The sequence below is a fragment of the Nocardia yunnanensis genome, assembly GCF_003626895.1.
Taxonomy (GTDB): domain Bacteria; phylum Actinomycetota; class Actinomycetes; order Mycobacteriales; family Mycobacteriaceae; genus Nocardia; species Nocardia yunnanensis.
This window is the reverse complement of sequence record NZ_CP032568.1, coordinates 1,618,030-1,639,102: the sequence shown is the minus strand read 5'-3', so window position 1 is coordinate 1,639,102 and position 21,073 is coordinate 1,618,030. Positions and strand designations below refer to the sequence as shown.

Annotated in this window: 20 protein-coding genes; 4 read left to right on the top strand and 16 right to left on the bottom strand. The window is 68.5% G+C overall.

Going from position 1 to position 21,073, the window contains the following annotated elements; translation table 11 throughout:
• Positions 1 to 14: 14 nt before the first annotated feature.
• The 12 genes from D7D52_RS07500 to D7D52_RS07445 form a co-directional block, all read right to left on the bottom strand.
• On the bottom strand, positions 15 to 965 hold the full coding sequence (locus D7D52_RS07500; protein WP_120735654.1) for an MlaD family protein: 951 nt from the start codon (positions 963 to 965) through the stop codon (positions 15 to 17).
• Positions 966 to 1,973 carry an MlaD family protein gene (locus D7D52_RS07495; RefSeq protein ID WP_120735653.1) on the bottom strand — a complete coding sequence of 336 codons (1,008 nt, stop codon included), beginning with the start codon at positions 1,971 to 1,973 and terminating at the stop codon, positions 966 to 968.
• Positions 1,970 to 2,899 carry an MCE family protein gene (locus D7D52_RS07490; protein ID WP_120735652.1) on the bottom strand — a complete coding sequence of 310 codons (930 nt, stop codon included), beginning with the start codon at positions 2,897 to 2,899 and terminating at the stop codon, positions 1,970 to 1,972. Before D7D52_RS07490 ends, D7D52_RS07495 begins: the two co-directional genes overlap by 4 nt.
• Positions 2,900 to 3,913 (bottom strand): MlaD family protein, encoded by a 1,014-nt coding sequence (locus D7D52_RS07485; protein WP_120743895.1) that lies wholly within the window; start codon positions 3,911 to 3,913, stop codon positions 2,900 to 2,902.
• Entirely contained in the window at positions 3,913 to 4,923 is a 1,011-nt protein-coding gene (locus D7D52_RS07480; RefSeq protein WP_120735651.1) for an MlaD family protein, read from the bottom strand. Before D7D52_RS07480 ends, D7D52_RS07485 begins: the two co-directional genes overlap by 1 nt.
• Positions 4,920 to 5,948, bottom strand: a complete 1,029-nt coding sequence (locus D7D52_RS07475; RefSeq protein ID WP_120735650.1) for an MlaD family protein — start codon at positions 5,946 to 5,948, stop codon at positions 4,920 to 4,922. The genes D7D52_RS07480 and D7D52_RS07475 overlap by 4 nt, the downstream gene beginning before the upstream one ends.
• Before the next feature lie 2 nt (positions 5,949 to 5,950).
• Positions 5,951 to 6,820: an MlaE family ABC transporter permease gene (locus tag D7D52_RS07470; RefSeq protein WP_120735649.1), complete on the bottom strand. Its 870-nt coding sequence runs from the start codon at positions 6,818 to 6,820 to the stop codon at positions 5,951 to 5,953.
• Positions 6,820 to 7,650 (bottom strand): MlaE family ABC transporter permease, encoded by an 831-nt coding sequence (locus D7D52_RS07465; RefSeq protein ID WP_120735648.1) that lies wholly within the window; start codon positions 7,648 to 7,650, stop codon positions 6,820 to 6,822. Before D7D52_RS07465 ends, D7D52_RS07470 begins: the two co-directional genes overlap by 1 nt.
• Positions 7,651 to 7,949: 299 nt before the next feature.
• Positions 7,950 to 9,212 (bottom strand): NAD(P)/FAD-dependent oxidoreductase, encoded by a 1,263-nt coding sequence (locus D7D52_RS07460; RefSeq protein WP_120735647.1) that lies wholly within the window; start codon positions 9,210 to 9,212, stop codon positions 7,950 to 7,952.
• Positions 9,209 to 9,394: a rubredoxin gene (locus D7D52_RS07455; RefSeq protein ID WP_120735646.1), complete on the bottom strand. Its 186-nt coding sequence runs from the start codon at positions 9,392 to 9,394 to the stop codon at positions 9,209 to 9,211. Before D7D52_RS07455 ends, D7D52_RS07460 begins: the two co-directional genes overlap by 4 nt.
• Entirely contained in the window at positions 9,384 to 9,575 is a 192-nt protein-coding gene (locus D7D52_RS07450) for a rubredoxin (protein WP_120735645.1), read from the bottom strand. The genes D7D52_RS07455 and D7D52_RS07450 overlap by 11 nt, the downstream gene beginning before the upstream one ends.
• Positions 9,575 to 10,798 (bottom strand): alkane 1-monooxygenase, encoded by a 1,224-nt coding sequence (locus D7D52_RS07445; protein ID WP_120735644.1) that lies wholly within the window; start codon positions 10,796 to 10,798, stop codon positions 9,575 to 9,577. Before D7D52_RS07445 ends, D7D52_RS07450 begins: the two co-directional genes overlap by 1 nt.
• A 93-nt stretch (positions 10,799 to 10,891) precedes the next feature.
• On the opposite strand from D7D52_RS07445, the gene D7D52_RS07440 reads away from it, so the two are divergent.
• Complete coding sequence (locus tag D7D52_RS07440) at positions 10,892 to 11,524, top strand: TetR/AcrR family transcriptional regulator (protein ID WP_246023678.1); 633 nt, start codon at positions 10,892 to 10,894, stop codon at positions 11,522 to 11,524.
• 22 nt (positions 11,525 to 11,546) lie between these two features.
• On the opposite strand, the gene D7D52_RS07435 is transcribed toward D7D52_RS07440, so the two are convergent.
• Positions 11,547 to 13,499: a GMC family oxidoreductase gene (locus D7D52_RS07435; RefSeq protein WP_120743893.1), complete on the bottom strand. Its 1,953-nt coding sequence runs from the start codon at positions 13,497 to 13,499 to the stop codon at positions 11,547 to 11,549.
• A gap of 117 nt (positions 13,500 to 13,616) precedes the next feature.
• Between D7D52_RS07435 and D7D52_RS07430 the strand changes: the two genes are divergently transcribed.
• From D7D52_RS07430 to D7D52_RS07420, 3 genes are read left to right on the top strand one after another with little or no spacing between them, the layout of a single operon-like run.
• Complete coding sequence (locus tag D7D52_RS07430) at positions 13,617 to 14,096, top strand: pyridoxamine 5'-phosphate oxidase family protein (protein ID WP_120735643.1); 480 nt, start codon at positions 13,617 to 13,619, stop codon at positions 14,094 to 14,096.
• Between the two features lie 51 nt (positions 14,097 to 14,147).
• Complete coding sequence (locus D7D52_RS07425) at positions 14,148 to 14,864, top strand: respiratory nitrate reductase subunit gamma (protein ID WP_246023967.1); 717 nt, start codon at positions 14,148 to 14,150, stop codon at positions 14,862 to 14,864.
• Positions 14,865 to 14,924: 60 nt separating this feature from the next.
• Entirely contained in the window at positions 14,925 to 17,942 is a 3,018-nt protein-coding gene (locus D7D52_RS07420; protein WP_120735641.1) for an alpha-mannosidase, read from the top strand.
• Between the two features lie 33 nt (positions 17,943 to 17,975).
• On the opposite strand, the gene D7D52_RS07415 is transcribed toward D7D52_RS07420, so the two are convergent.
• Genes D7D52_RS07415 through D7D52_RS07405 form a run of 3 tightly spaced genes read right to left on the bottom strand, consistent with a single transcriptional unit; the run spans position 17,976 to position 21,069 of the window.
• Positions 17,976 to 19,109, bottom strand: a complete 1,134-nt coding sequence (locus D7D52_RS07415; protein ID WP_120735640.1) for a mandelate racemase/muconate lactonizing enzyme family protein — start codon at positions 19,107 to 19,109, stop codon at positions 17,976 to 17,978.
• Complete coding sequence (locus D7D52_RS07410) at positions 19,106 to 20,485, bottom strand: aldehyde dehydrogenase family protein (RefSeq protein WP_120735639.1); 1,380 nt, start codon at positions 20,483 to 20,485, stop codon at positions 19,106 to 19,108. The genes D7D52_RS07415 and D7D52_RS07410 overlap by 4 nt, the downstream gene beginning before the upstream one ends.
• Complete coding sequence (locus D7D52_RS07405; protein ID WP_246023677.1) at positions 20,482 to 21,069, bottom strand: thiamine pyrophosphate-dependent enzyme; 588 nt, start codon at positions 21,067 to 21,069, stop codon at positions 20,482 to 20,484. Before D7D52_RS07405 ends, D7D52_RS07410 begins: the two co-directional genes overlap by 4 nt.
• Positions 21,070 to 21,073 lie beyond the last annotated feature (4 nt).

The window sequence follows — 21,073 nt, the reverse complement described above, 5'->3', positions numbered from 1 at the left end:
GGCATGCCTTCTCTCTAGCGCGGAGTCTCGATGGCCACGTGGGCGGCGCCGTCGCCGGGGAACACCGCCGAGAGCAGGTCCACGATCGATCCGGCGTCGACCCGCAGCGGTTTGATCGCGGTGGTCGCGGGCTTCAGGACGGTGGCGATATGCGCCAAATCAGGTCCGATCAGCTGCAGATAGTCGTTGATCTTGCCGACCAGCGGTCCGATCGGATCGTCGAAGATCCGCTCGCCGACATACGAGTAGTTCTGGAACGCCCCGATGATGTGCAGCAGTTCCGGCAGCGCGGCATCGATATCGCCCGCCGCGGCGGTGAGGGTGGGTGCGCGCCCGTCGAACTTGTCGCCGAGGTTCTGCAGGTTCGCGTACAGCCGCGCGACGGCATCGTGCTTGTCGCGCAACAGGTTCGCGGTGTCGATCAGGGCGGTGGTCAGCCGGGCGACGTCGGCGTCGCGGCCCTCGAATCCGGTCGCCACCGTGGACGCCAGATTCTGAAGTTTGGCCGGATCCAGCTGGGCGGTCAGCGCGTCCAGCTTGGCCAGCGCGTCGCCGACGGTGGTGGCGACCTCGACCTGCCGGTTGGGCACGATGCTGCCGTCGTGCAGGAACGGTCCGGCGGTGCCCCGCGGCCGGAAGTCGACGAACTGCTCGCCCGCCGCCGACAGGTTGCCGATCCGCACCACGCTGTCGACCGGAATCCGGTACTTGGCGTCGTATTCCAGGGTCACCGCCAGTCCGCGCGCGGTGGCCCCGATATCGCGGACCTTGCCGATGGGCAGGCCGCGCAGGGTCACCTCGGAGGTCTTCATCAGACCGCCGGAGCTGTCCAGCAGCACGGTGACGGTATTGTTCTCGCGTCGCGGATCCAGCTTCAGCACGCCGGCGGCCAGGTAGCTGCCGCACACCAGGGTCAGCACCAGCAGCAGCGCCAGCGAAACCGGGCCGGAGAGTGAGAGTTTCATCTAGGGCACCATCCCGATCGAGCGCAGTGTGGTGAGCAGCTGGTCGGCCTGGACATCGGCGGAAACATTGCGCACCTTCACATCCGGCGACTGCAAGAAGGGAATGATCTTGTCCCGCAGCAGGGTGTGCAGGGTGTCGAGATCCGCCCCGAACGTCAGATCGGCGTAGCCGGCCGTCACCGCGGTCGGCGCGAGAATCGACACGATGGACCGCAGATCGCCGACATGCGGCAGCAGCAGGTCGCCGGCATTGCGGGCCAGCCCGCCGCCGCTGATGATCAGATTGACCACGCCCAGCAGCACATCCGACAGACCCGCCGCGCGTTCCGGACCGACGGTGAGGATCCGATCGACCGAGCCGCGCCCGGCCTCCAGCTTGGCGGTGATCGCCTGCGCAGAGGTGAGAATGCGGTTCAGATCGTCGTTGTGCGTGGCCATGTCGTGCAGGGCGGCGCGCCCGGCATTGTTGACGCGATCCAATTCGGCCGGGTCCGACGGGAAGGCCGCGTTCACGTCCACGACCATTTTCTGAATATCGGTCCACCGCCCGCCGGTGATGATGTTCGACAGCGCCCGCAGAATGTCCTCCACATTCGTGGCCGCGATGGTCTGCGACATCGGAATCACATCGCCATTGGCCAGAAAGCCGCTGTCGGAATTCTTCGGGGCCTCGAGGGCGATGTGGATATCGCCGAGGATGGTGTCCTGCCGCAGTTCGGCGGTGGTGGTCTTGGGGAGTTTGGCATCGGTGTGCAGTTTCACCGTGGCCACCGCGGTGGTGCCGACCAGATCGATGTGATCGAGCATGCCGATCTCGACGCCGTCGGCGATCACCTTGGCCCGGTCGGGCAGATTCAGCACCGAACCGAATTCGATGCGCACGGTGTAGGTGTCGCCGCTGGGGTACGTGCCCGGAATCGGGATGTCGGTGGCCTTCACCCCGCATCCGGTCAGCACCACTACCGCCGCGGTGAGCACGGGCAGCAGTTTCGCCACGGTGCGCCTCATTTCGCACCCGCCTGCGGTAGCTGAGCGGCCAGTGGCGGCAGCGCCGCGAGCAGCGAATCGATATCGCCCTGATGTTGCTGGAACTGCGTATGCACTTGCGGCAGCACCGAATCCAGTAATCCGTAGATCTGGCTGTCGTATTTGCCGACATTGCGGGCGATCACCGGCAGGAACTCGACCGCGATGTCCACCGCCCCGGAGAACTCCGCGGAGAAATCCCCGATCAGCTGCAGGCCGTTGCGCAGGTTGTCGAGCACCTCGGCCATGTCCGGCCAGTTGGTGACGAACATGGTGGTGAGCTGATCCAGATTGTCGACCAGACGCCGGAACACCGCATCCTTCTGGGTGGGATCGCCGATCGCGGCGGACAGCCGCTGCAACAGCTCGTTCCACTGCTGTCCGGTGCCGTCGATGGCATTGTTCGCCGCGGTCAGAGTGTCGTCGAGCAGGGTGTCGGGTTTGCCGCCGGCCGCGGCGCCGCCGGTCAGATCCCCGGCCAGTTTGCCCATGGCGTCGAGCGCCTCGCTGATGCCGATCGGCGTCTTGGTGTGGTCGAGCGGAATGCATTTCGAGGTGTCGTAGCGGGACCCGCCGGTGTACGGCTTGGTGAGCTCGACGTGCCGGTCGGTCACAATGGAACTCGACAGCGTGACGGCCTGGACATCGGCCGGGAGCTGCACGGAATCCTTGACGCTCATGGTGACTCGCATGCGGTCGCCCAGCGCCTCGATCTTGGACACGGTGCCGATCTCGACGCCGAGCATGGTCACGCTGTTGCCCTCGTACAGGCCGACGGTATCGGTGAATTCGGCGCACAGGCTGCGCTTCGGGTCGCGGGCGGTGTTCGCCCAGGACACGCCCACCACCCCGGCGGCCACCACCGCGACCGCGATCCCGGCGGCGAGTGCTGTTCTACCCCAACTCATTCAGCACGCCTTGCCTTCGTAGGGAATGCACAATCGGACGCCGGAGGCCGGCTGATCGAGCTTGATCTGGGTGCCCAGCAGGCCGTTGAGCTTGGTGATGACATCGCGCAGTCCGGTGATGACGGTGTCGATCCGATTCGGGTCGTCGAACAGCTTGGAGACCAGCTGCTCGAATTGGGTCACCGAGGGTTCGATGCTGTCGCCGTAGGCCATGACCGGGCGGTGCAGGATCACCAGCAGCCGCTTGACCAGGTTGAACAGGCCCACGATGTCGTTCTTGCGGTTGCCCAGCCGGTCGGCGACCTGGCCGAGCTGCTTGACGAAATCCGCCAGCAGCGCCTTGTCCTCGGCGATGGCGGCGATGTACTCGTCGGAGACGCTCAGGGCGGTGTTGAGCTGATCGGTGCGCTGGGCCAGCAGCCCGGTCAGCTCGTCGGCGTTGCCGATGACGCCACGCAGCGCGTCGGGCTGACCTTGCAGCGCGGTATTCAGCTGCCCGATGGTGTCGCGCATGGTGGAGGCGTCCACCTGCCCGAAGATCGGGGTGCCCTTGTCGAGGATGTCGCTGAGCTCGAACGGGGTGGCGGTGCGCTCCGGCGGAATGTGGCGGGCGCCCAGCTGTTTGTCGCCGGCGGGGGCGAGGGCCAGATAGTGGCCGCCGATCGGGGTCAGCATCTTGACCTCCACCGCCGAGCGATCGCCCACGCGCACATCCTGATTCACCGTGAAGGCGATCTCCACGTGATCGCGCACCAGATCCACGCTGCGGACCTTGCCGACATCGATGCCCGCCACCCGCACCTCGTCGCCCGGGCGCGCCCCGCCCGAGATCTTGAAATCGGCCACGTAGGTGCGCTGCCCGAACGGGATGACGTAGACCGCCCCGGCCACCGCCAGCGCGATCACGCACACCACGACACCGGCTATGCCCCAGCGCAATTGGGTGTTCTGGTCGCCGCGCCCGGCGAGCACGTCGCGCATCAGCTCGCCGAAATATGTGATCAGTGCCTGCATCAGTTGCACACCACCAGGTTCTGGGTGGACAGAATGACGCCGACCACCGCGGGCAGCGCCGCCTCACCGTTCGAGCAGGTGATGCGCGGCCGGTACCCCTGTCCGGGCGTCGACTGGTTGAGGCCCGTCACCAATTGCGGTGTGAGGGCGAGGATCTGGGTGAGCTGATCGGTCTGCGGCACGATCCGGCGCAGCAGTCCGTCGATGGGGCCGTACCCCTGGTCGTAGGCGTCACGGCCCTGTTCCAGGATCGGGATCAGGGGCCGCAGCACCGCATTGGCGGTGTCGACGGCATTCAGCATGGTGTCGGTCCTGGAGGTGAACTGGTGCAGGATGCCCGACAGCTGTTGCACCAGGTCGCCGACCGCCTGTGATTTGCCGCCGATGGCGTCGGCGACCACGCCCAGATTGCGGATCAGCAGCACGATCACCGCCTCGCTGTCCTTGGCGTGCTTGGTCAGCGCGTCCACGTCCGCCAGTACCGGACCGATGCCGGAGCCATCGCCCTGGATGACGCGCAGCAAGTTGGTGCCGAGCTGGTTGAGCTGCGCGGGATCCAAGGTGTCGAACATGGGCTTGAACCCGTTGAACAGCTTGGACACATCGAAGCTGGGGATGGTGCGCTCCACCGGAATCGTCGCTCCGGCAGCCAGTTTCGCGCCGCCCCGCCCTTCGGTGAGCAGCTCGACGTAGCGCTGGCCGATCAGGTTCTGATAGCGCACCGCGGCCTTGGTGTTGTCGTAGACGAGGCGGGATTTCTCGACGGTGAAGCGCACCCGCGCCTTGGTGCCGCCGTCGAGGGTCACCGCCTCCACCTTGCCGACGGCCACGCCCGACATGCGCACCGAGTCACCGGCGAAAAGACCGGAGACATCGGTGAAGACGGCATCGTAGGTGACCTTCTCCCCCGGGATGGGGGTGCGCAGCGCGGTCACGATGAAGGTCGTGCAGGCCGCCACGATCAGCAGGAACACGGTGAGTTTGACCGCGGATCTGGTGACGTCGCTCATTTCGCGCCTCCCGCCAGCGAATCCGCCAGGTACGGCATGGTTTTCGCGATCAGCTCCAGTTGCAGCTGCACGTGCCCGTCCACCACGGGCAGCGCGCCGTCCATGGCCGCCAGCAGATTCGGGACGCGGTTGTAGGCCGGGGCCACCGAACCGATCGAGACGCTCAGCGGCACCGCCAGGTCCAGCACGCTGTCGAGAATCTGCTTCAGGTTCGGGTTGTTCTGCTGCAGCAGATTCGAAATCCCCACCAGCACCGCGTCGTTCACCCCGCCGACGGCCTTGTTGGTGCGCGCCCGGTTGTCCTCGTCGCCGAAGTAGGCGCTCTGCTCGAGCACCCCGAGCACCGCGTGCCCGGCCGAAGGGGTCAGATCCCGGAACGCCCCGGTCATATCGCCGCCGATGCGCAGGTAGTGCGCCAGGGTGTTCTGCTGACCGTCGGCGAGGGTCTTGGCGGTCTCGAAGAACGATTGCAGGACCGGGCCGAGGCTGGCGGTGTTGTCCAGCATCAGATCGAACAGCCGATGCACCGCCGCGGAATCCAGCACCTGGGTCAGGCGCGCCGCGCGCCGGAACACCCCGGCGACGGTCGCATTGGTGGCGTTCTCGCCGATCCGCAGGACGGTGTGTTCCTTCAGCTTGCGCCCGCCGGTGCCGGGCACCAGTTCGATGGCGCTGGAACCGAAGACGTTCGAGGAGGTGAACCGGGCGGTCACGTCGTCGGTGAGCGCATCGGCCTGGCGGCGCTCGAGCCGGAGGTCGATGCGCTGATGCCCGTAGCCGATGGTGCGGACCTGTTCGACGGTGCCGATGGCGTAGCCGCGGAACTTCACCTCCGCGCCGGGCGCCAGGCCCTCACCGAGCGTCGCGGCGTCCACGGTCACCTCGAAGGTGTCCGAGAAGGCGCCGCGCGCATAGGAACTCACCAGCATCGTCACCGTGATCAGCACGATTGCGAGCACCATTCCCCGCAGCCGCAACATCCACGCTCCGGCCGCGCGGCCGGAATGATCCTTGAACACGGCCATGGTTACCCCGAGATCCTGATGCCGACATCCAGGCCCCAGATCACGATCGTCAGGATCATGTCCAGGATGACCACCAGCACCAGGCTGGCGCGGATGGCGCGGCCGGAGGCCCGGCCCACGCCCTCCGGGCCGCCCGAGGCGTAGAAGCCCTGGTAGCCGTGGATGAGAATGATCGCGACCACGAAGATCGTCGCCTTGAGCAGCGAGGCCAGCACGTCGCTGGGCTGCAGAAAGGCGTCGAAATAGTGGTAGTAGGTGCCCGAGGACTGCCCGTGCAGCACGTTCACCACCGTCGCGCACGACAGGTACGACAGGATGAGCGTGAGCAGGTGCAGCGGCACGATGGTGACCGCGCCCGCGATCACGCGGGTGGTCACCACGAACGGCATGGGCCGGATGCCGATGGCCTCCAGCGCGTCGATCTCCTCGGCGATGCGCATGGCCCCGATCTCGGCGGTCATGCGGCAACCCGCCTGTGCCGCAAAGCCGATCGCGGCCACCATGGGCGCCATCTCGCGGGTATTGGCGTAGGCGGAGACGAACCCGGTGAGCGGGCCCATACCGACCATGTTCAGCGCGGTGAACCCCTCCACGCCGATGGAGCCGCCGACCGCGACGCCCAGGAACGCGAGCACCGCCACGGTGCCGCCGCCCACGATGATCGCCCCGGAACCCCAGGTGATGTCGGACAGGATGAGCATGGTCTGACGCCGGTAGTAGCGCAGCGTGTGCGGGACGGCGGCGAGCACCTGGTAGACGAAAGTCGCCTGGTGGCCGAGGGATTCGAAGACGGTCAGCGGCGCCTGGGCGCTGCGGCCGACGACGCGGCCGGCGTGACCGAGCGGGGTGTAGCGGGCGGGTACCTGCGTCATCAGCCCACCTGCGTCGGGAGGAACATCGAAACCAGCTGCGTGATCACGAGATTCACGCCGAAGGCGGCGATGACGCCGATCACCACGGCGGCGTTGACCGCGTTGGCGACCCCGCGCGGACCGGCCGTCGCCTCCAGACCGCGCTGGCAGGCCACGATGAGCACGATGATGCCGAAGACCACGGATTTCACGATGGCCACCCACAGGTCGCTCATCTTGGCGAAGGCCGAGAACGCCGACAGGTAGGAGCCGGGCGTCACGCCCTGGAAGCCGACCGCGATCACGTATCCGGTGAACACGCCCATGAAGATGATCAGCATGCACAGCAGCGGCGTGAGCGCGAGCATGGCCGCCAGCCGCGGGGCCACCAGCCGGCGCACCGGGTCGATTCCCATGACGCGCAACGCATCCACCTCGTCGCGGATGGTGCGCGCGCCCAGATCCGAGGCGATGGCCGAACCGGCCGCGCCGCCCAGCAGCAGCGCGGTCACCATGGGCGCGCCCTGCCGGATCACGCCCAGCCCGCCGGCCGCGCCGGAGACCGAGCTCGCGCCGACCTGCTGGGTCAGGCTCCCCACCTGCACCGCCACGATGACGCCGAACGGAATCGATACCAGCACAGCGGGAATCGCGGTCACGCTGACGATGAACCAGCCCTGCTGTAGCGTGTCACGCCACGGATGGCGCAGCGTGACGAGATCGGTGACCAGATACCGGAACGCCGCGATCGCCAGCTGAATGGTGCGCCCGAATGTCCGCAGCCCGGAAAGTACGAACTCGATGATCGGCCGGAGCAACTCCTCCGGCCCTCGAACAGCCTTGTCGACCAATGTTCACCACCCCACAGCCCCACTGTTGGTCGATGCCGACCGGTCCCTCTGCTTGACCGGCTCGAACTGACCGAGACAGTAATACACATTCCGGACTGACGTGTCAGTCTTCACGGAAATATGTCCGGGCTTGACAGGGCCGCGCGAGCGGGTGAAAAATACGCGCGCCGCGCGAATAGCAGGTACTACCTGCGCATTTCAGCAATGGATCGGCAAATGCGAAATGCCGCTGAACCTTTCGCGCGGTGCAGCGGCATCTCGGTATTGCGGACGGTTAGCTCACCCGTGGGCCCGTGACCTCACGACTGTCCGGACAGTGCGAGCTGTTCGGTCAGCGGCCTGGTTTCGTCCGCGCAGGCGACCGGGTCCACCTGCGCTCCACGGCCGACGAGATCCCGCGCGGCCCGGAATTCGCCCGGCCGGCCGAGGACGACGACACCGATCGCGCGCCCTTCGCGCAGCCCCAGGACCGTCCCGTCGCCCGCGTCCGGCCGACCGCGCACCACAAGCTCGTCGTCGGGCCCAATAGTGCCCGCGAACTGCATGTTTCGCCCGTACTGCAACGACCACCCCCACGGCGTCTCGTCCGCCGGCAACGGCAGTCCGAGCATGGATCGCGCCGCTCCGGCCCCCTGCGCCTGAGCGCTGTTCCAATGCTCCTCCCGCCGATACCGCCCCGCCGCCGTATCGAACCGGCTGGCCGCGTCCCCGGCCGCGTAAACCCCCGCGGCCGAGGTTCGATAGCGCTCGTCGACCCAAATACCGTCCGCGACAACCAGTCCGGCGGCCTCGGCGAGCCGAGTGTCCGGGACAGATCCGATCGCGATCAGTGCCACCGACGCCTGCCAGGTGCTGCCGTCGGCCGCCGCGGCGACGACCGTGCCGCCGGCACGCTCCAGCCGGGTGAGCAGGACGTCGGTGTGCATCGCCACGCCGTGCTCGGCATGCAGCGCGCGGAGATGGTTCCCCACGATCGCGGGCGCGACTCGCGCCACCGGATGCGGTCCGGCGTCCAGCACGGTGACCGCCGCGCCCAGTCCACGCGCCGTCGCCGCCACTTCACAGCCGATCAGGCCGGCGCCGACCACCAGCAGCGAACCGCCGCGCTCGAGCGCGCTCCGCAAAACCTCCGCATCCGCTCGGCTGCGCAGGGTGAGGACTTGCCCGTCCGCGTCGCGCTCGGAACCGTCACGGAATGTGGCACTTTCGGCCAGGGCCAGGGTCCGGGGCTGTGCGCCGGTCGCCAGCAGCAGGCTGTCGTAACCGAGGGCGGTGCCGTCGGCCAGCCAGACCAGGGCCGGGTCCGGTTCGATCGCCGCCACCGTGACGCCGAGACGCAGGTCGACGTCGTGGCTGTGCCAGAAGTCGCTGGGCTGCACCAGGGTTCGGCGCGGCTCGACCGCGCCCGCGAGGATCTCCTTGGAGACCATCGGGCGACGGTAGGGCGGTTCGGGTTCCGCGCCCAGCAGCACGATCTCGCCGGTGTAGCCCTCGGCGCGCAGGGTGCGGACGGCGGTCGCGCCGGCGACGCCCGCGCCGACGATGACGATGCGGCCGGTCACGCGCGACTGACCTCGACCATCTCGAAATCGGATTTGGCCGCGCCGCAGTCGGGGCAGGACCAGTCCTCGGGGATGTCGGCCCAGCGGGTGCCGGGGGCGATGCCGTCCTCGGGCCAGCCCTCGGCCTCGTCGTATTCGAAACCGCACTGCAGGCAGCGGAAGAGTTTGAAGTCAGCGTTCACGACGGTGTCCTGTCGGGATGGTGGTGGGTTCGAAATCGACCTTCTCGCGCACGCCGCAGTCCGGGCAGCACCAGTCGTCGGGAATCGCCGACCACGCGGTGCCGGCCGGGAAGCCTTCGCGCGGTGCGCCTTTGGCCTCGTCGTAGATGTACTCGCAGACCGGGCAGCGGTAGGCGGGCATCACGCCACCCCGTACTTCGCCAGCACGCGCTCGCGCTTGCGGGGCTGGATGTTCACCCGGGTGATGTCACCCGAATAGTGTTCGAGCACCCGGTGATCCATCACCCGCCGCCACAGTGGCGGGAAGTATGCCAGCGAGATCATGCTGGCGTAGCCGCTGGGCAGGTTCGGCGCGCCGTCCATGCTGCGCAGGATCTGGTAGCGGCGAGTGGGATTCGCGTGATGATCGCTGTGCCGCTGCAGGTGGTAGAGGAAGATGTTGGTGACGATGTGGTCGGAGTTCCAGCTGTGCTCCGGGGTGCAGCGCTCGTAGCGGCCGCTCGCCGACCGCTGCCGCAGCAGACCGTAGTGTTCGAGATAGTTGACGGTCTCGAGCAGGGTGAAACCGTAGACGGCCTGAATCACCAGCCACGGCAGGATCGCCGGGCCAAACACCGCCACCAGCACGCCCCACAGCACCACCGACATCAGCCAGGCATTGAGCACGTCGTTGCGAATCGTCCACGGCCGCTTGCCCAGTCGCTCCAGCCGCTTGGCCTCCAGCTCCCACGACGAGCGCAGGCTGCCCCACACGCTGCGCGGCAGAAACGCCCAGAAGGTCTCGGCGAAACGGGCGCTGGCGGGATCCTCCGGGGTGGCCACCCGCACGTGGTGGCCGCGATTGTGCTCGATGTAGAAGTGGCCGTAGAACGTCTGGGCCAGGGTGATTTTCGACAGCCAGCGCTCCAATTCGTCCTTCTTGTGGCCGAGTTCGTGCGCGGTATTGATGCCGACGCCGCCCATCACGCCCATGCTCAGGGCCAGGCCGAGTTTGGAGACCACGCCCAGGCCGCCGTCGATGCCCAGCCAGGACAGGTCCGACGCGGTCCACAGGTAGCAGGCGAAGCTCAGGCTCAGCAGCTGGAACGGGATGTAGGCGTAGGTGCAGTAGCGGTAGTACCTGTCGTTCTCCAGGTACTCCATCACCTCGTCGGGCGGATTCTGGCCGTCGGGACCGAAGAAGCGGTCCAGCACCGGCAGCAGGCCGTAGACCAGCAACGGGCCGATCCACCACCACACCGGTGACACCGCCGTCCAGCCGATCTCGTTGCACACCCAGATCAGGGCGGTGGCCACGAACAGGGCCGTGGGCGGGATCAAGCCGAACAACCACAGATAACGCTTGCGATCACGCCATAGCGGGCGGGCCGCGGCCTGCGCCTCCCGGGAACGAGACGTCGTCATTGCCGTACTCCTAGCGTTTACACTTTCCGAAGAACTGTATTCATTAGATACAGCGCTGTGAATTATGTCAACGATGGGACGAGAGGTGAGCTCATGTACGATCGGGTCGTGGTCGAAGCGCCGAACTTCCAGAACGAGATGCGGCAACTGCTGCGCGAGCGGATCGTCGACGCCGGGCGTCGCATCGTGGTCACCGAGGGCTGGGGCGCGGTGAACATGTCACGGCTGGCCAAAGAGGTGGGCGTGAGCCGGCCGGTGCTCTACAAGGAATTCGGCAACAAGCACGAACTGGCCGAGGTGGTGGTGCGGCAGGAGGTCGACACCTTCCTCGTCGGCATCGCCGAGAGCCTCGCCGCCCATCCCGCGGACGTGGAAGCGGGATTGACCGCGGCGGTCGAATTCACCTTGCGCACAGGCGCGGACAACACCTTGCTCAAGGCGGTGCTGTCGGGACGCTCGGCCACCGATACCGCCTTGCTGCCGGTGCTGATGACCGAGACCGAACCGGTGCTCGGGCGCGCCATCGTCGCGGTGACGGCCGCGATTCGCGCGCAATACGGGCTCGCCGAGATGACCGATGCCGATCTGGGCGCGCTGACCGAGATCCTGGTCCGGCTGGCGCTGAGCCACCTGTTCCAGCCGACCGGGCCGGTGGACCGGGCGGTCGCGCAGATCCGCCTGGTGGTCGCCAGCACCTTCGGCGCTGCCCTGCACTCGGCGGAATAGGCAGCGCCGCAACGGGATCGGATCAGGTCAAGGAGGCCGCGAGGCGGCGGGCGTTCATGTAGGCGATGGCCTCGATGCTGACCATCGGGTTGACGCCCGACGATGTCGGGAAGCAGGAGCCGTCGGCCACCACGATATTGGGCACGTCCCAGGTGGCGCCGTCGGGATCGGTGGCCGAGTGCGCGGCCGAGTCGCCCATGCGGGCCGTGCCCATGATGTGCAGGGCACCCATCGCGCAGCGGCCGGGCGCGTATCCGGCGGCCTGGGCCTGCCGCGCGAACTCCGCGTGCGAGCCGCGCACGCCCGGCTCGTAATCGACACCGGCCTGATGGCCCGAGAAGATCCGCTGTGCGTCGGCGGCCTCCAGAATGCTTGCGGCATTGACGATTCCGGTGTGCATATGGGCGGCGTCGCGAGCGGAGAGCCGGTAATGGACGACCGCTTCACCCGCGCGATCGGTCTCGACCCGGCCGTGGTCGCGGTCGCGCGTGATTACCCCCACCGCAACGGTATTCGCTAACTTCAGCATCTGCTCGCGATGGGCGGCCGCACCGGTCCAGGCTTGGAAGCCCACCGACATACCCGGGGTCATGGGCCCGGTCTCGTAGATGACGCCGTAGCCGTTGCCGTCCAGATCCCGGTCCTGTTTGGAATAGCGAGTCTGCAGGCCGCCCTCCCAGGGGCGGATCTCCTCGTCGAACACGCCGAAAACCGCGGTGGCCGGGTGCAATCGGAGATAGTCGCCGAGAGCGCGGTTGCCCAGTCCGGAGCGGCGCAGCAGGGCGGGCGTCTGCACCGCGCCGGCCGCCACCACCACCGCGCGGGCGCGCACCGACACCGTCACCCCGTTCGCGGTCACCGCCTCCACACCCGTCGCCTTGCCCTGGGCGATCACGATGCGCCGGACGTCGGTGCCGACGAACAGCCGTGCACCCGCGTCGACGGCATCGGCCAGCCAGGTCTTGACCACCGACTGCTTGGCGCCCACGCGGCAGCCGAAACCGCAACGGCCGCACTCGATTCCGGCGTCGCAGGCGGGGCCCACATTGCGCGGCAGCGGTTCGCAGTGCCAATCCAGTTTGCGCAGACCGCGTTCCAGGATCTCGTCGCGGCGCGAGGCCGGGGAACGGTCGAGGGTGACCCCGAGCCGGGCCACCACGGCGTCGAGCGCGTCGGTGTACTCCTGTTCGGCGAACTGCCGGGCGCCCAGCGCGGCCCACTCCGCGCGCACATCGTCGGGAGTGCGGAAGGAGGTGGTCCAGTTGACCACGGTGCCGCCGCCCAGCGCCGAACCGGCCACCAGACCCAGCTGGCCCTCCGCGGTCGCGGCGGGACCGGGGGCGTACAGCCGCAGCAAGCCCTCCTTCTCGCCGATCCCGAAATCCGGATCGTCGTAGTACTCACCGCGTTCCAGCACCACGACGTCCAGCCCGGCGCGCGCCAGCACCGCGGCGGCCGTCCCACCGCCGGCGCCCGACCCGACGACCACCACATCGCACACCACGCCGGTGTCGGTGTCCGGCCGCTCGGGACGCAACCCGCGCGCCGCGCCCGCGACCGGCCCGGACGCCGCCGGAATCCCGATCCGCTCCCACACCGGATTCGGCGACACCGCGCCCGGGGTCAAGTAGTAGGAGGTGACCGCCGCCCCCTCGAGCGCCTGAAACAGCGCCCGCTTCTTCTCGATTCGAGAGTTGGCCATTCCCAGCAGCCACTGCTCGCGCTGCTGATCGGTGAGCCGCGAGAACTTGCGCCACCCGGCGCCGTTGACCAATCCGAACAGCCGCGAATCCCACACGTTCATGAGCAGATCGAACTGTTTGCGCTCCGCCGCGCGCGGATTGCGCGCCAGCAGTTCGGTCACGGTATCGACCACCCCCAACTCGGACGCCGTCGGCAACGCGTCCCCGTCCCCCGGCGCGAAGGTGTCGCACACCGATCCCAATACCGCACGCCGCGTCGCGTCTGAAGCCATGTCGTCATCATGCGCCACCCGCCCGTCCCTGTCCCGGCAATTGCAGTGCCCCGCCCTCACTTTCCCGTCCCACTAGGCTCGAGGTGTTTCGACCGTACGAATCGATGAGGACCTGGTGTGACCCTCGAACAGAACTGGGACCGCATACGCGAGGTGGTCGCCCGGGCCGGGCATTGCGCGCTCGCCTCGGTGGATGCCGACGGCGGGCCGCACGTCACCCCGATCGGCACCGTGTTCCTGCGTGACGACGCGACCGGCTTCTACTTCGACGAGTACACCGAGGCGCTCGCACGCAACCTCGACGCCGACCCGCGAGTGTGCTTGATGGCGGTGGACACTCGTCCCACGCTGTGGGGGCGCATGCTGCTGACCGGCCGGTTCCCCACCGCGCCCGGGGTCCGGCTCTACGGCACGGTCGGAGCGACACGTCCGGCCACCGCCGAGGAGCTGCGCCGGGTGCGCGAGCGGGTGCGAATTCCGGTGCGGCTCAAGGGTGGTCGGATGCTGTGGTCGAATTTCGGCCACGTCCGTGACATCAGCTTCACCGACTACCGACCGGTTGGCTATCCGCATATGCCGTCACCGCTCCAGCGTTAGCGAATCCGGCCCAGGTTGGCACGAATCGGCACTACTCTGGCGGCGTTGTCCGTGCGACAGTGTCTCGGCAACAATCGCGGCGGACAAGTGGTGAGTGCGGGCATGATGATCACGATGTGGGTGGTGCTGCCCTATCTCGCCGTCGTCTCCTGTGTGGCGGGACACGTGTGGCGGTACCGGTACGACGGGTTCCGCGGCTACCTGTACGGGCCGCACCTCGACCGAGCGCAGCGGCTCGGGATCGCGGCGACCCGCGCCGGATTCCCGGCGGTGTTCGCGGTGCGCATCGTGGAAATGGCCGCCTCCGGGCCGCATTCACGGCCCGAGCATCACATCCAGATCCTGTTGACCGCGGTGCAGGCGGTGGCCGTGCCGGTCACCATCGCCGGGGTGGCGCTGATCCTGCTGCCGCCCTTGATCTCCGCCGACGTCCGCTACCGGGTGACGCCGCTGGATCGGCTCACGCTGCCGCTGACGGCCTCGGCACTGCTGTCGGCCACCCTGGTCACCTTCGACGGCGGCTCGACCGACGGCCGATACCGAACCGCCGAAACACTTTTCACCTGGGTGCGCTCCCTGCTGGCGCTGCACCCCGACCCGCACGCCATGCAATACGCGCCGGCCATCTACCAGGCACGCGGGATGATCATCGTGCTGCTCGTCGCCATCTGGCCCTACACCCGGCTGGCGGGCATCCTGACCGTTCCGGCGCTGCGCATGCTGCGCCAACTCGCGCCGAGTCCCTACCGTTCGGCCCCCACCGGCTGACACTAGAGTCGGAACCCGAACGGCTCGTCCGGCACGCCCACGTCCGATGGGAGCACCGTCATGCACGATGATCGCCGGTTGATCGAGGATCGGCTCGGGCGGGTGCTCGGCGGGCGGATCGTGCCCGCCATCTATCCCGCGACGGTGCCGATGCGCGCGTCGATGTGGACGGCGCCGGACGAACCCGTGCCCGTCGCCGAAGGTTTGGCCGCGCCCCGCAGCCCGGTCGCACCGGGGACGCGCTGGGGCCCGCCGTGGGGCACCAGCTGGCTCACCGTCGAGGCCACCGTGCCGGCGGAGTGGGCGGGCAAGATCGTCGAGGCGATCATCGACCTCGGCTTCGACGGCGGCATGACCGGATTCCAGTGCGAGGGTCTGGTGTACCGGGCCGACGGGACGCCGGTGAAGGGCCTGCATCCGCGCAATCGGTGGGTGCGGGTCGCGGCCCCGGCACACGGCGGCGAACAGGTGCTGTTCCACGTCGAGGCCGCGGCCAATCCGGTGATCGGGTTCTTCGACCCGACCGCCCTGGGCGACAAGACGACCGCGGGCAGCGAACCCCAATACCGTTTGGGTCGTATGGATCTCGCGGTGTTCGACGAGGACGTCTGGCAGCTCACCCAGGACCTCGAGGTGCTCGGCGAACTCATGCACGAGATGCCCGAGGATCCCGCGCGCCGCTACGACATCGTGCGCGCCATCGAACGCGCCCTCGACGCGATCGACCTGCGTGACGTGAACGCCACCGCCGCGGCGGCCCGCGCCTGCCTGGCCCCGGTGCTGGCGGCGCCCGCCATCGCGTCCGCGCATCGCATCTCGGCGGTCGGGCACGCCCACATCGACACCGCCTGGCTGTGGCCGCTGCGCGAGACGGTGCGCAAGGTGGCGCGGACCGCCGCCAATATGACCGCGCTGCTGGACGCGGAACCCGAGTTCGTCTACACCATGTCCCAAGCGGCCCAATACGAATTCCTCAAACAGCATCGGCCGGAGGTGTACGAGCGGGTCAAGGAGGCGGTGGCGGCGGGACGCTTCGTCCCGGCCGGCGGCATGTGGGTGGAATCCGATACCAATATGCCCGGCTCGGAGGCGATGGCACGGCAGTTCGTGCACGGCAAGCGGTTCTTCATGACCGAATTCGGCATCGACAACGAGGAGGCGTGGCTGCCCGACACCTTCGGGTTCGCGGCCGGACTGCCGCAGATCATCAAGGCGGCCGGATCGAAATGGCTGCTGACCCAGAAGATCTCGTGGAGCCAGACCAATACGTTCCCGCATCACACCTTCCTGTGGGAGGGCATCGACGGGACGCGCATCTTCACCCACTTCCCACCGGTGGACACCTACAACTGCTCCATGCAGGGACGTGAGATCGCGCACGCGGCAAGGAATTTCAAGGAGAAGGGCCGGGCGACACGCTCGCTCGCGCCCACCGGCTGGGGCGACGGCGGTGGCGGCGCCACCCGCGAGATGATCGCCAAGGCGGCCCGCATGCGCGATTTGGAGGGGTCACCGAAGGTGGTGTGGGAGCGGCCCGCCGACTTCTTCCGGGCCGCCGAGGCCGAATACGAGCAGCCCCCGGTATGGGCGGGCGAACTGTATCTCGAGCTGCACCGCGCGACGCTGACCAGTCAGGCCCGCACCAAACAGGGCAATCGGCGCAGCGAGCATCTGCTGCGCGAGGCCGAGCTGTGGGCGGCCACCGCGGCCGTGCGCACGGGTCTCGACTATCCGTACGCGGAACTGGATCGGATCTGGAAGACGGTGCTGCTGCACCAGTTTCACGACATCCTGCCCGGCTCGTCGATCGCGTGGGTATATCGGGAAGCCGCGCAGGCCTATGCGACGGTGGCGGCGGAGCTGTCCTCGATCATCGAGCGGGCGCAGTGGACGCTGGGCGGGCGCGAATCCGGGCCGCATCACTTCAACCCGGCCCCGCACGCGTGGCGCGGAATTCCCGCCGGCGGGGCCGGTGCGGCGGCCGAGGGCCGGGCGGCCACGGTGAGCGCCCGGAGCGAGGGCGGATTCGTGCTCGCCAACGCCTCGGTGCGCGCCGAGGTGGACGCCCGCGGGCTGGTGGTCTCGCTGCTCGACCTCGAGCACGATCGGGAGACGCTGCCGCCCGGCGCGGCCGCGAACCTGCTGCAACTGCACCCCGATCTGCCGAATGCCTGGGACGCCTGGGATGTCGACCGGTTCTACCGCAACCGGGTCACCGACCTGGTCGAGGTGGATCTGCTTGCCGCGGAGGCCGATTCGACGGCGGCCACGGTGCGGCTGACCCGCTCGTTCGGCTCCTCCACCGTCGAGCAGACGATCACCCTGCGCCCGGACACCCGCGCCCTGGAGATCGCCACCGCGGTGGACTGGCACGAGACCGAGAAGTTCCTCAAACTCGCCTTCCCCCTCGACGTGCACGCCGACCGCTACGCCTCCGAAACCCAGTTCGGGCACCTGTTTCGGCCCACCCACACCAATACCAGCTGGGAATGGGCGAAATTCGAGGCGTGCAACCACCGCTTCGTCCATGTGGGCGAGCCGGGCTGGGGTGTGGCGATCACCAACGATTCGACCTACGGCCACGACCTGGCCCGCACGGTGCGTCCCGACGGCGGCACCACGGTCACCGTGCGCGCGTCACTGCTGCGCGCCCCGCAGTTCCCCGATCCGGCGACCGATCACGGCACCCACCGTTTCCGCCACACCGTCGTACCCGGCGCCACCCTCACCGACGCCGTGCGCGAGGGCTACCGCACCAACCTGCCCGGTTTCACTCCCGGTGTGGCGCAACCCGTTTCGCCGTTGTTCGCGGTCGACGACGACGCCGTCGTCACCAGCGCGGTGAAGCTCGCCGACGACGGTTCCGGCGATGTCGTGATCCGGCTCTACGAGTCGGCGGGCGCCCGCAGCACGGCCCTGCTGACCGCCGACTTCTCGGTGACCGGCTGGCAGCGCTGCGATCTGCTGGAGCGCCCGGTGCCCGACGACCCGGCCGCCACCGCCGACGGCGATCGAATCCGGTTGCGGCTGCGGCCCTTCCAGCTGATCACGCTGCGTTTCGCGCGTCCCGCGCACTAGCGCCGGACGCGGGTCCCGCCGACCGAGCGCCGGTCAGGACAGCACGTCGAACTTGTCGAGCATGTCGGTGTCGAATTCGATGCCCAGGCCGGGGCGGTCGGGAATGTGGACGTGGTTGTCGGCGTAGTGCAGACGGGTCTCGGGCGTCAGCAGCAGTTCGAAGTTGTAGATGCCTTTCTCGAGGGCGAAGTACTCGACCACCAGGGCGTTGGGGATCGCGCCGCACAGGTGGACGTGCAGGTTGTGATGCCAGTGCGGCGCCATCTGGAGGCCGAAGGTGGCGGCGGTGGCGGCGATGCGCAGCCATTCGGTGACACCGCCCGCGACACCGGCGTCGCATTGCAGCACCGGGATGCCCGCCTCGATGAGCGGGCGGAATTCCCAGCGGGTCTGGTGGATTTCGCCGGTGGCGACGGGGGTGCGCAGGGTGCGGGACAGCTCGGCGTGACCGGCGACCGCTTCGGGTGAAAGCGGTTCCTCGAACCACCACAGCGGACGGTCCCCGGCGGCGCGTTCGAAAGCCTCGATGGCGGTGCGGGCCTCGTGGACGGAACGGTAGGCGTTGTTGGCGTCCAGCGACAGCCGGCCGGTGTCGCCGATGGCCTCGACGGCCGCGGCCACCCGGCGCGCGTCCGCGGCGACCGACAGGCCGCCGACCTTGATCTTGTGGTCGGAAAAGCCCTGGGAGGCATTGAATTCGATCTCGCGGATCACCGCGTCGGTCCAAGAACCCTCGTCGGGCCGGTAGTAACCGCCGGAGGCATACGACGGCAGCGGGTCCGTGGCGCCACCGAGGAAGCTCACCAAGGGCAGACCGGCGCGCTTGGCCCGCAGGTCCCACAGCGCGATATCGATGGCCGACAGGGCGCGCAGGACGGTGCCGCGACGGCCTTCGAGCAGCGACTCCTGAAAGGCCCGCTCCCACAGGCCGGTCACATCGTTCTCGTCCGCACCCAGGTACACCGGCGCGAGCAGCTCGTCGGCGGCCAGCTTGGCCAGCGGGCCCGCGCCGGTCCCGGCGTAGGTGTAGCCGACGCCGGTGTGCCCGTCGGCGGCGCCGACCTCCACCAGCAGGTAGTGGCGAACGTTCAAGTCCCGGTTGGACATTCGGGTCGGCTTGCCGACCGGGACGGCGACGGCGCGGGTGCGCAGGCGGGTGATGGTCACGGATGGCTCCTGGGGGTCGCGGCGCTGCGCACCGTCTGGACATTGGCGAATTCGGTGACGCCGTAATGGCTCAGCTCGCGGCCGTAGCCGCTGGCCTTGACGCCGCCGACGGGCAGGCGGGGATCGGATTCGGAGATGCGGTTCACGAACACCGAACCGGTGTGCAGGCGGCGGGCCAGCCGGTCGACGGCGTCACGGTCGCGACCCCACACCGAACAGCTCAGCCCGTACACCGAATCCTCGGCGGCGGCCAGCGCGGCCTCCGCCGACCCGACCTGCAGCACCGCGCCCAGCGGGCCGAAGGTCTCCTCCCGGAACGCGGCGGAATCGGTGTCGCGCACCTGCACCAGGGTCGGCGGGAACCAGGCGCCCGGACGCGGATCGGGCTTGCCGCCGAACAGGATTCGCGCCCCCGCCGTCACCGACGCCTCCAGTTGGCGGCGCAGCTCGTTGCGCAGATCGACGCGCGCCATCGGCCCGACGTCGGTGCCGGACTCGGTGGGCGCGCCGTACACCAGCTTGCCCAGCTCGGTCACCATGGCCTCGACGAACTCGGCGAAGACGCCGCGCTGCACGATGATCCGCTTGGCGGCGATACAGCTCTGCCCGGTATTGAGGAACCGCGAATGCACCGCGGCCGTCGCGGCGGCGGCCACATCGGCGTCGTCGAGCACGATGAACGCGTCCGAACCGCCCAGCTCCAGCACCGATTTCTTGACCGAGCGCCCGGCGGCCGCCGCCACCAGCGCGCCCACCCGATTGCTGCCGGTGAACGCCACGCCCGCGATCACCGGATGCTCGATCAGCGGGGCGACCCGGTGCGGGGGCAGCACCACGTGGGTGAGGATCCCGTAGCCGAAGGTCTCGTCGAACAGCGACTGCAACACCTTCGCGCAGCCGGTCACATTGTCGGCGTGCTTGAGCACCACCGCGTTGCCGACCGCGATGGCGGGCAGCATCGCCCGGAACACCTGCCAGAACGGGTAATTCCACGGCATGATCGCCAGCAGCACGCCCAGCGGGCGCAACCGCACCTCGGCGGTGTCGGGGGCGACGTCCACTCGCTGCGGGGCCAGCAGTTCGGCCATGGTGTCGGCGTAGAACTCGCACGTCGCGACGCATTTGTCGATCTCGGCCCAGGCCTGCGTGATCGGCTTGCCCATCTCGACGGTGATCAGCAGCGCGAGATCCTCACGGCGACTGCGCAACAGCTCGGCCAGAACGCGAAACTCTCTGACCCGCTGCGAGATCGGGCGCTCGGCGTTGAGGTTGACCGCGGCATCGGCGCGGCGCAGGCGCAATTCGAGCTCGCGGTCGGAGGTGAAGCGGTAGGTGTCGAGGGTGCGGCCGGTGGTGGGGTCGACGGTGCCGATCACAGCGCCACCTCCAGCGGTGCGTCGATGCGGGTGCGCAGCCAGTCCTGGAAGCGGCGGCCGAGCACGACCGGGTCCTCCAGCAGTTTCGGGATGTCCGCCGCATTGCCGGCCTCGAGGCGGACGTGCACCAGCACCGGGCCGCTCAGCGCGAGCGCGCGGGTGAATTCGGTGGCGAGCTCAGCGGGTGTATCGGCGCGGCACACCGTCCATCCGCCGGCTTCGGCGAGCCGGCCGAGGTCGATGGCCTCGGCGTAGGTCGGCAGGTTGCCGGTCGCGCCGTAGACGGCATTGTCCAGCAGCACCATGACCAGCTTGTCCGGGCGCAGAAACCCGCCCGTGATAAGCACATTCGGGTTCATCAGCAGTGACCCGTCGCCTTCGATCGCGATCACCTTCGGCACCGGGGTGTCGTCGAGGGCCAGGGCGATCCCGGTCGCCACCGACCCCGCCAGGCCCATGGCGTCCAGCAGATAGAGGTGGTTGGGGCGGTCGGCGACCGCCGCCAGTTCCCGGCTCGAGGCCGCACACGTCACCACCAGCGGCAGCTCGGCGGTGTGGTCGGCCAGGACCCGGAGGGCATCCATGCGC

What these genes read in the sequence shown, in the direction of transcription:
- D7D52_RS07420 (WP_120735641.1), top strand. Translation starts at nt 14,925, where the DNA reads ATGCACGATGATCGCCGGTTGATCGAGGATCGGCTCGGGCGGGTGCTC.
- D7D52_RS07440 (WP_246023678.1), top strand. Translation starts at nt 10,892, where the DNA reads ATGTACGATCGGGTCGTGGTCGAAGCGCCGAACTTCCAGAACGAGATG.
- D7D52_RS07450 (WP_120735645.1), bottom strand. Translation starts at nt 9,575, where the DNA reads ATGCCCGCCTACCGCTGCCCGGTCTGCGAGTACATCTACGACGAGGCC.
- D7D52_RS07490 (WP_120735652.1), bottom strand. Translation starts at nt 2,899, where the DNA reads ATGAGTTGGGGTAGAACAGCACTCGCCGCCGGGATCGCGGTCGCGGTG.
- D7D52_RS07475 (WP_120735650.1), bottom strand. Translation starts at nt 5,948, where the DNA reads ATGGCCGTGTTCAAGGATCATTCCGGCCGCGCGGCCGGAGCGTGGATG.
- D7D52_RS07435 (WP_120743893.1), bottom strand. Translation starts at nt 13,499, where the DNA reads ATGGCTTCAGACGCGACGCGGCGTGCGGTATTGGGATCGGTGTGCGAC.
- D7D52_RS07480 (WP_120735651.1), bottom strand. Translation starts at nt 4,923, where the DNA reads ATGAGCGACGTCACCAGATCCGCGGTCAAACTCACCGTGTTCCTGCTG.
- D7D52_RS07470 (WP_120735649.1), bottom strand. Translation starts at nt 6,820, where the DNA reads ATGACGCAGGTACCCGCCCGCTACACCCCGCTCGGTCACGCCGGCCGC.
- D7D52_RS07485 (WP_120743895.1), bottom strand. Translation starts at nt 3,913, where the DNA reads ATGCAGGCACTGATCACATATTTCGGCGAGCTGATGCGCGACGTGCTC.
- D7D52_RS07405 (WP_246023677.1), bottom strand. Translation starts at nt 21,069, where the DNA reads ATGGATGCCCTCCGGGTCCTGGCCGACCACACCGCCGAGCTGCCGCTG.
- D7D52_RS07495 (WP_120735653.1), bottom strand. Translation starts at nt 1,973, where the DNA reads ATGAGGCGCACCGTGGCGAAACTGCTGCCCGTGCTCACCGCGGCGGTA.
- D7D52_RS07500 (WP_120735654.1), bottom strand. Translation starts at nt 965, where the DNA reads ATGAAACTCTCACTCTCCGGCCCGGTTTCGCTGGCGCTGCTGCTGGTG.
- D7D52_RS07445 (WP_120735644.1), bottom strand. Translation starts at nt 10,798, where the DNA reads ATGACGACGTCTCGTTCCCGGGAGGCGCAGGCCGCGGCCCGCCCGCTA.